Origin of the sequence: Methylibium sp. (assembly GCF_013817345.1) — a bacterium.
Taxonomy (GTDB): domain Bacteria; phylum Pseudomonadota; class Gammaproteobacteria; order Burkholderiales; family Burkholderiaceae_C; genus Methylibium.
The window spans coordinates 42,742-50,881 of sequence record NZ_JACDCW010000017.1 but is presented as its reverse complement, the minus strand read 5'-3'; the positions used below and the strand labels follow the sequence as shown (position 1 = coordinate 50,881).

Below are 8,140 nucleotides of genomic sequence, written 5' to 3'. Positions count from 1 at the left end.
GAAAAATCGCGCCGCCTGAGCGAGGTCAACGCCGCGCTCGAAGACCCGACGGTCTGGAACGATCCCAAGAACGCCCAGTCGCTGGGCCGCGAGAAGAAGTCGCTGGAGGCGGTGGTCGAGTCGATCGGCTCGCTCGAGCGCAACCTGTCGGACAACGCCGAGCTCTACGAGATGAGCAAGGACGAGTCCGACTTCGACGGCCTGAAGGCCATCGAGGCTGAAACCGCGGCGCTCGCCGCGCAGGTCGAGCAGCTCGAATTCCGGCGCATGTTCAACAACCCGGCCGACCCCATGCCCTGCTTCCTGGACATCCAGGCCGGCGCCGGCGGCACCGAGGCCTGCGACTGGGCGCAGATGCTCATGCGCCAGTACCTGCGCTACGCCGAGCGCAAGGACTTCAAGGTCGAGGTCATGGAAGAGACCGAAGGCGACGTGGCCGGCATCCGCAGCGCCACGCTCAAGATCGAGGGCGACTACGCCTTCGGCCACCTGCGCACCGAGACCGGCGTGCACCGCCTCGTGCGCAAGAGCCCATTCGACAGCTCGGGCGGGCGCCACACCTCCTTCGCCAGCGTGTTCGTGTACCCCGAGGTCGATGACACGCTGGAGATCGAGATCAACCCCGCCGACGTGCGCACCGACACCTACCGCGCCTCCGGCGCCGGTGGCCAGCACATCAACAAGACCGATTCGGCGGTGCGCCTCACGCACATCCCGACCAACATCGTCGTGCAGTGCCAGAACGACCGCTCGCAGCACCGCAATCGCGACGAAGCCTGGCAGATGCTGCGCTCGCGCCTGTACGAGCACGAGATGCGCATCCGCATGGCCGCGCAGCAGAAGCTCGAGGACAGCAAGACCGACGTGGGTTGGGGGCACCAGATCCGCTCGTACGTGCTGGACCAGAGCCGCATCAAGGACCTGCGCACGAACGTGGAGATCAGCAACACGCAGAAGGTGCTCGATGGCGATCTCGACGCTTTCATCGAAGCGAGCCTGAAGCAGGGCGTGTGATCGCAGAGAGCATGAAAACATCGACCGCTGCTGCGTCGCGGTGTCCCGAACAAGAATAGAAGGAAGAATCTCCCATGCGCGAAGGCACCGCCCCCATCGTCCGCCGCGAGGACTACCTCGCGCCGGCCTACTGGATCAGGAACGTCGATCTGACGTTCGACCTCGATCCTGCCAAGACCCTCGTCATCAACCGCATGGAGGTCGAGCGCAACGCCGACGTGCCAGCGCAGCCGCTGCGCCTGGACGGCGAAGACATCAACCTGAGCCGCGTGCTGGCCAACGGCGAGAGCGTGTCGTTTCGGGTCGAAGGTCAATGCCTCGTCATCGACAACCCGCCCGAAGGTCGCTTCACCCTGGAGCTGCGCAGCACCTGCGCGCCGGCGAAGAACACGCAGCTCTCGGGCCTCTACACCTCGGCCGGCGGCTTCTTCACGCAGTGCGAGGCGCAGGGCTTCCGCCGCATCACCTACTTTCTCGATCGCCCGGACGTGATGGCTGTTTACAAGGTCACGCTCAAGGCCGATGTTAAGAAGTACCCGGTGCTGCTCTCGAACGGCAATCTGCTCGAGCAAGGCCCACTCGAAGGCGGCCGGCACTACGCCGTGTGGAGCGATCCCTTCCCGAAGCCGAGCTACCTGTTCGCGCTGGTCGCCGCCGACCTGGTGGCGCGCGAGCAGCGCATCCGGTCGCGCTCCGGCAAGGACCACCTGCTGCAGGTCTACGTGCGCGCCGGTGATCTCGACAAGACCGAGCATGCGATGAACTCGCTGATCGCCTCGGTGGCGTGGGACGAGGCGCGCTTCGGCCTGCCGCTGGACCTGGAGCGCTTCATGATCGTCGCCGTGAGCGACTTCAACATGGGCGCGATGGAGAACAAGGGCCTCAACATCTTCAACACGAAGTTCGTGCTGGCCAATGCCGCCACGGCCACCGATACCGACTTCGCCTACATCGAGAGCGTGGTCGGCCACGAGTACTTCCACAACTGGACCGGCAACCGCGTGACCTGCCGCGACTGGTTCCAGCTCTCGCTCAAGGAAGGCCTCACGGTTTTCCGCGACCAGGAGTTCTCGATGGACATGGCGGGCGGCGCCTCGGCCCGCGCCGTCAAGCGCATCGAGGACGTACGCACGCTGCGCCAGGTGCAGTTCCCCGAGGACGCGGGCCCGATGGCGCACCCGGTGCGCCCTGACGCCTATCAGGCCATCGACAACTTCTACACGGCCACCGTGTACGAAAAAGGCGCCGAGGTGGTGCGCATGATGCACACGCTGGTCGGCCGCGAAGGTTTTGCGCACGGCATGACGCTCTACTTCGAGCGGCACGACGGCCAGGCGGTCACGTGCGACGACTTCGCGCAGGCCATTGCCGATGCCAACCCGGCGAGCATGCTGGCCGAGCGGCTCGACGCCTTCAAGCGCTGGTACGCGCAGGCCGGCACGCCGCGTCTCACTGCGCGCAGCCGATACGACGCGCCGAGCCGCAGCTATACGCTCGAACTCCTGCAGCACCTCGCCACCACGCCAGGGCAGACCGAGAAGCAGCCGTATGTGATCCCCGTGGCGATGGGCTTGGTGACGCAGGACGGCCGTGCGCTGCCGCTACAGCTGGAAGGCGAGGCTGCACCGGTGCTCGACCCGACGACCGGCCAGCCGGCCGGGGAGCGAGTGCTCGTACTCGACAAGCCGCACGAGTACTACACCTTCATTAATGTCGATGCCGAACCGGTGCCCTCGCTGCTGCGCGGCTTCTCGGCGCCGGTGGTGCTGGAAGCGGGCTTGAGCGATGCGCAGCTGCTCATCCTCCTCGCTCACGACGGCGACCCGTTCAATCGTTGGGAGGCCGGCCAGAAGCTGGCCGCGAGCCGGCTGCTGGCTGCCGCCCGCGACGGGACCGAACTGACGCTCGATGCCGCATTCATCGACGCCATGCGCGCCGTGTTGCGCCATCCCGACCTGGACCCCGCCTTCAAGGAACTGGTGCTCACGCTGCCGAGCGAAACGCAGCTCAGCGAACAACTCGGGCAGGAGATCGATCCGCAAAGAATGCACGCCCTGCGCGAAGCCATGCGCCGCCAGCTCGCGCGTGCGCTGTACGACGACTGGGTCGCAGCCTACGAGTCGCATCAGCCGGCCGGCGGCTATGTGCCAGACGCCGCGAGCAGTGGCCAGCGCGCACTCGCCAACCTCGCGCTGGCAATGTTGGTGCTCGATGCGCAGACGAGCGGTGATGCGGTCTGGCCCGGCCGCGCCTACCAGCGCTTCAAGGACGCGTCGAACATGACCGATCGCTTCGGCGCCCTTGCCGCCCTGGTGCACGCTCATGCGGCGCTGGCCGAACCCGCGCTGGAGCGCTTTCACGGAATGTTCAAGGGCGAGGCGCTGGTCATCGACAAGTGGTTCGCGCTTCAGGCCAGCGCCAGCGAGCCGGTGGGCGAGCACGCGGGCAAGGTGTTCAACCGCGCGAAGGCGCTGCTGCACCACCCCGACTTCTCGCTGAAGAACCCCAACCGCGCGCGCAGCGTGCTCGCGGTGCTGTGCCTCTCCAACCCCGCCGCGTTTCACCGCCGCGATGCGGCCGGCTACGTGTTCTGGGCAGACCGCGTGATCGAGGTCGATGCCTTCAACCCGCAACTCGCCTCGCGCCTGGCGCGGGCGCTCGACCGTTGGCGCGCGCTCGCCGAGCCCTACCGCAGCGCGGCGCGCCAAGCCATCGCGCGCGTAGCCGCCCGACCCGAGCTCAGCGACGACACGCGCGAAATCGTCACCCGAGCACTGCAGGATTGACCCCAAAGGAGCCTAGCCTCATGCCCAGCAAGAAAAAGAACGCCTTCTACGCCCAATCGGGCGGCGTCACCGCCGTCATCAACGCCTCGGCCTGCGGCGTCATCGAAACCGCCCGCGCCCACAAGGACAAGATCGGCAAGGTCTACGCCGGGCGCAACGGCATCATCGGTGCGCTGACCGAAGACCTGATCGACACGAGCAAGGAATCCGCCAGCGCCATCGCCGCGCTGCGCTACACGCCCTCAGGCGCCTTCGGCTCCTGCCGCTTCAAGCTCAAGTCGCTGGAGGCCAACCGGCGCGAATACGAGCGGCTGATCGAGGTCTTCAAGGCCCACGACATCGGCTACTTCTTCTACAACGGCGGCGGCGACTCGGCCGACACCTGCTTCAAGGTCAGCCAGTTGTCCGAAGCCATGGGCTATCCGCTGCAGGCCATCCACGTGCCCAAGACGGTGGACAACGATTTGCCCATCACCGACTGCTGCCCCGGCTTCGGCTCCGTGGCGAAGTACGTGGCGGTCTCGACCCTGGAAGCCTCTTTCGACGTGCGGTCGATGTGCCTGACCTCCACCAAGGTCTTCGTGGTCGAGGTCATGGGCCGGCATGCCGGCTGGATCGCGGCGGCCGGCGGTCTGGTCGAAGACCACGGCATCCCGGTCGTCATCCTGTTCCCCGAAATCGAATTCGACGAGAAGAAGTTCATCGCGCGCGTCGCCAAGCTGGTCAAGGAGCACGGCTACTGCTCGGTAGTCGTGTCCGAGGGATGCCACTATCCCGACGGCCGCTTCCTGGCCGAGCAAGGCACGAAAGACGCCTTCGGTCACGCCCAGCTCGGCGGCGCCGCGCCAGTGGTTGCCAACATGGTCAAGGAAGCCCTCGGCCACAAGTTCCATTGGGCGGTGGCCGATTACCTGCAGCGCGCGGCCCGCCACATCGCCTCGAAGACCGACGTGAAGCAGGCCTACGAGCTCGGCAAGAAGGCGGTCGAGCTGGCTTTGAAGGGCCACAACGCGGTGATGCCGACGGTGGAGCGCCTCTCCGACGTGCCCTACAAATACCGGATCGGCGTCGCGGAGTTGTCCAAAGTGGCCAACGTCGAGAAGTTCATGCCGCGCGACTTCATCACGAAGGACGGCTACGGCATCACCGACAAGTGCAAGCGCTACCTGCGCCCGCTGATCCAGGGCGAGGACTATCCGAAATACGGGCGCGACGGCTTGCCGATCTATGTGACGCTGAAGAACGTGGCGGTGGCGAAGAAGCTCGCCGCCTTTGCCTTGAAGGGCTGAGCACCGGCTTTGCGCCGGTGCCTTCCGATAGAATGCGCGCTTCGATCCGAATGCCTCCCGCGGGGCTGCTTGCGATCGGAACGCCGGTGTAGCTCAGTTGGTAGAGCAGCGCATTCGTAATGCGAAGGTCGGGAGTTCGACTCTTCTCACCGGCACCAGTCAAGACAAGGCCTGCGAGCGATCGCAGGCCTTTTTTCTTGTCTTCGGCAGGCGGCCGCCAAGCCGCATCCTTCCATGAGTCGGCTCACGGCGACAGCAACGCCGCGCTTGCGCGCCTTTTCGAGCGATCGGTCCGCTGCCGCCGGCCTTAGTCTCGAAGCGTCTCGGGCGCGATCAGCGCGCGTGCCGGTGCATGTCCCTGGTCGAGGGCTTGCGCCGGACGAGATGTCGGGCACGCCATGCAATACCAACCGAACGATCGCATCCTTCTCGCGCAGCTCCACCTGTACATTGACAACCACCTCAACGACACCTACCTCGCCCCGCCGCTGACGATCGTCACCGCGGCGCTGCTGACGGTGTGGGTGCCGACGTGGCAGGCGGTGCTGTGGGCGGTGATCGAGCTGGCCGTGATCGCCAACTACATCGGCTGCTACCGGCGCTTTCGTGCGGCGAATCCGGAGCCGAGCGACGAGCCGATCTGGGCGCGGCGCATCGCCCGGGCACACGGCGCGCACATGCTGAGCTGGTCGTCGATCGTGGTGTGGGCCTGGCAGCCCGGCGATTTCAACGGCCTCATCTTCACGATGATCATCATCCACCTCGGCCTCATCTCGTTGACCGCCTCCATGAGCATGCCGCATCGCCGCTTGCTCTACTCGGACATGTCGATCCCGGTGCTGGCCCTCATCGGCCCCCCGCTGGTCACTGCCAGTGCGGTGAGCTTCGGGCTGGCCGCGCTGGGTGTCTTCTACAGCCTGCTCATGCTGTCGGTCGCGCGCAGGATGCACGACACGACCGGCGCTGCGCTGGAGCTGCGCCACCAGAACGAGGCGCTCATCGCCAGCCTCGAACGGCAGGCCAAGCTCGACACGCTCACCGGCGTGGCCAACCGCAGGCACTTCCTGGAAACCGGCAATGCCGAAATCCGCCGCGCCTCGCGCTTCGATCATCCGATGGCCCTGCTCATGCTGGACATCGACCATTTCAAGCTCATCAACGACACCTGCGGTCATCTGGTCGGGGACCGCGTGATCAAGGCAGTGGCCGACGCGGCCGCGTCGGAACTGCGCCACTGCGACTGCCTGGGCCGTCTGGGCGGCGAGGAGTTCGCCGTCGTTCTGCCGGAAACCGAACTCGCAGCCGCCATCGCCGCGGCCGAGCGCCTGCGCGAAACCATCGCGGCACTGCAGCTCAGCCATGGCGGCCAGCCGCTGCCCGTCACGGTTAGCATCGGCGTGACCGCGCTCGAAGCGGCAGGCGAGCCACTGTCGAGCCTGCTGCACCGGGCCGACACGGCGATGTACCGCGCCAAGAATGCCGGGCGCAACCGTGTGGAAGTGGGGCGCGGTCCGCTGGCGCGCATGGCGGGCCCTGCAGGCACTGCGGGCGAGGCAGGCACGGAGCCGAGGATCGGCGCAGGTTAGTGCGTCTGAGCAGGTCTGGCGGGCCTGAACGGTAGAAGCGGTACAGGCAGTGTGCGGGGAGCCGCAGCCGCGTTCACCCCGAGCGTCTTCAGGCCTGCGATCCCGGCACCGGCACCAGGCGGCGCGCCATCGGTTCTTCGATGCGGCTCACCATCACCTTGTCCACGCGCTTGCCGTCGAGATCGACCACCTCGAAGCGCCAGCCTTCCCAATCCACCACGTCGGCGGTCTGCGGCAGGCGCCCGAGCAACAGCATGGTCATGCCGGCGAGCGTGTTGTAGCGGCCGCGGTCCTCGTCCGGCAGCGTTTTCAGCTCCAGCCGGTCCTTGAGTTCGTGCGCCGGGATCAAGCCGTCGAGCAGCCAGGAGCCATCGGTGCGCTTCACCGCCCAGGCGTTCTCCGAGGTCGGCGTCGTGAACTCGCCGGTGATGGCCTCGAGCACGTCGCGCAAGGTGATAACGCCCTGCACCTCGCCGTATTCGTCGACCACGAACACCATCTGCGTGTTCGAGCCGCGAAAGTGCTCCAGCAGTTCCATGCCGGTGAGCGTTTCCGGCACGAAGACCGGGGGCTGCAGCGTCTCCGACAACGACATCGGCTGGCCGCGCATGGTCTGCACCAGCAGGTGCTGCGACGCCACCACGCCGACCACGTCGTCCAGGCCGCCGCGGCACACCGGATAGCGCGAGTGCTCCTGCTCGCCGATGATGGTGAGCGCCGCCTCGATGGGCGCGCTGGCGTCGAGCCAGGCGATGTCGCCGCGCGGGATCATCATCGAGTTGATCTGGCGTTCGTCGAGGCGGAACACGTTGCGCACCATCTGGTGCTCCTGGAACTCGATCACCCCGGCGTCGACGCCCTCTTCGAGCTGGGCCGCGATCTCCTCCTCGGTCACGCTGGCCCCGCGCCCGCGCGCGCTGATGCCCAGCAGCCGCAGCACGCCATGGGTGGAGCTCGACAACAGCATCACGAAAGGCTTGGTCGCCATCGAGACCAGGTTCATCGGCCGCGCCACCAGGCGCGCGATGGGCTCCGGGTACATCTGACCCACCCGCTTGGGCACCAGCTCTCCGAAGATGATGGTGAAGTAGGTGATCAGGATGATGACCAGCGCCGTCGACGCGATCAGCGACGCCCGCTCGGGCATGTCGAAGGTGGCCATCAGCCACAGGGCGAGCGGCGCAGCGAAGGCGTTCTCGCCGACGATGCCGTTGAGCAGGCCGATCGAAGTGATGCCGATCTGCACGGTGGAGAGCCAGCGCGTCGGGTCGTCGTGCAGGGCCATCGCCGCCTTGGCCCCCTTGTCTCCGGTCTCCACCATCACCTGCAGCCGCGCCTTGCGCGCCGCCGTCAAACCCATCTCGGCCATGGCGAACGCGCCATTGAGCAGGATCAGGAAAACGAGCAAGGCTAAATCCATCAAAGTCTTGGCCGCGAGAAGCCAAGCTGAGTCGACATCGCGCCA

Annotated in this window: 5 protein-coding genes and 1 tRNA gene; 5 read left to right on the top strand and 1 reads right to left on the bottom strand. The window is 66.5% G+C overall.

The genetic code is table 11. The features are described 5' to 3' along the window. The 5 genes from prfB to H0W40_RS05155 all read left to right on the top strand — a co-directional run. On the top strand, positions 1–1,014 hold a 1,014-nt coding region (prfB, locus tag H0W40_RS05175), incomplete at its 5' end, for a peptide chain release factor 2 (protein WP_292443901.1). A gap of 74 nt (positions 1,015–1,088) precedes the next feature. Continuing rightward, entirely contained in the window at positions 1,089–3,800 is a 2,712-nt protein-coding gene (gene pepN, locus H0W40_RS05170; protein ID WP_292443898.1) for an aminopeptidase N, read from the top strand. Positions 3,801–3,820: 20 nt separating this feature from the next. Further along, positions 3,821–5,089, top strand: coding sequence for a 6-phosphofructokinase (locus tag H0W40_RS05165; protein ID WP_292443896.1), 1,269 nt, complete (start codon positions 3,821–3,823; stop codon positions 5,087–5,089). An 82-nt stretch (positions 5,090–5,171) separates the two neighbouring features. Next, positions 5,172–5,247: transfer RNA gene (locus H0W40_RS05160), tRNA-Thr, on the top strand. A 240-nt stretch (positions 5,248–5,487) separates the two neighbouring features. Beyond that, positions 5,488–6,675, top strand: a complete 1,188-nt coding sequence (locus tag H0W40_RS05155) for a GGDEF domain-containing protein (RefSeq protein WP_292443894.1) — start codon at positions 5,488–5,490, stop codon at positions 6,673–6,675. Between the two features lie 88 nt (positions 6,676–6,763). On the opposite strand, the gene H0W40_RS05150 is transcribed toward H0W40_RS05155, so the two are convergent. Continuing rightward, the gene (locus tag H0W40_RS05150; RefSeq protein ID WP_292443893.1) at positions 6,764–8,095 is read right to left on the bottom strand and encodes a hemolysin family protein; all 1,332 of its coding nucleotides are present in this window, start codon (positions 8,093–8,095) and stop codon (positions 6,764–6,766) included. Positions 8,096–8,140 lie beyond the last annotated feature (45 nt).